1 protein-coding gene and 1 pseudogene are annotated in these 1,381 nt (G+C 36.4%); both read right to left on the reverse strand.

Annotation, left to right across the window (positions count from 1 at the left end):
* Positions 1–595, reverse strand: a 595-nt coding sequence (locus F6K23_RS40550; RefSeq protein ID WP_293166873.1) for an ATP-binding protein, incomplete at its 3' end; no start/stop codon positions are given.
* A 27-nt stretch (positions 596–622) separates the two neighbouring features.
* A pseudogene (locus tag F6K23_RS40555) lies at positions 623–1,381 on the reverse strand (ATP-binding protein); the annotation flags it as partial.

Raw genomic sequence — 1,381 nt, forward strand, 5'->3', positions numbered from 1 at the left:
GCATCTTTGGTAAATCATCCGGATATCGTCCCACTACCGGAATTATAAATAAGTTATCGTCTTTCTTATAAAATGATTTTATATAGGAAAATAAGCTTTCTTCTTCTGCTGTATGATGATTGTTATGTAAAACATCGAATTCATCAAGTAACAGTACTAACTTCTTATTTCTTAAGCGCTTATAAACTTCAGGTAAAAACTCATCAAAAAATATATCTTGATCATATCCTAAATTTTCAGAAGAAGGTACTTTTAAATCATCTGAATATGGTAAGTCATAATAACTTAAGTGTTCTACAATTGCTTGAACAAGCTCATGCAAAATAGAATTCAAAGGTAGTTTATCTTTATTTTGAATATCAAAGTTAACAAAAAAGAACTCATCGCTACCAACAAAATTAGGAATCTGTTGAAGTACAGATGACTTACCGATCCGTCTCTGACCATGCAACAAAATAAGTTTTACGTTCTGTTTCAGATTATCCTCAATAAATTGAAACAGGCTTTCCCGCCCGAAAAACTTTTCCGGTTCATCGATGGCGCTGCCAATAATATAAGGATTACGATAATTGCCCTGAAACTGTGAACCATTCATAATTAATGAACTTTATATCCAATTAAATCAACCCTGGAGTCCTCCCTTAGGCACAGCAGCTAAAATTTTACCTACCCACTCCAGCGTTGAAGGTACTATATCTTTATGCTCCCAGAGCCAATGAATTGTCTCCGAGAGTTTCTTGGCTTGACCATGGCTCATCAAATTCAGAAACATCTTCTTTCTCGCTTGTAGGGAAGGCTCATCTGTATTCCAAACTTCTTGAATCACCCAACTCTCCATTATTGCTGAAGTCAAAAAGTATTCTTTTTTCCCTTCCTGGCTTTTGCCTACAATCACACCTTGTTCTTCTAGATTGATCAACTCTCGCTCTCTTTGACTAAAAATAAGGTCAATTCCACTTAAATCAAAGCGCATTTTCTTATGTAAACGACCTTTTAAAGCAGCTAGAGCCATAAAAATTAGCAGAGTTTGCTCCACTTGATTACACCTCTCCCAAGTGTTTTGGAAAAACTGTCTAGTCTCACGTTCAAATTCCTCAGAAAATTCTTCAGTATTAGGAAATTCTCCAATTCTTACCTTTCGGCACAACATATAACCTGCTATCTGTGACAAAGCAGGGTGTCCACCAGCAATTTTCTGAATTGCGTCTCGTAATTGTGGTGTTTTTAGTATACTCACTAATTGCTCAACTTCAGTTCTAGTAAATGGCTTGAGCGAGTGGAATAGATAATGATTGTACCACGGGGACTTATTTGGATCTGGCTCAGGACCAAGTTCATTGAGACGCTTGAGCGTAGTAACAATCATCGCCAGATATTTTCT

This window comes from Okeania sp. SIO2C9 (assembly GCF_010672455.1).
GTDB lineage: Bacteria > Cyanobacteriota > Cyanobacteriia > Cyanobacteriales > Microcoleaceae > Okeania.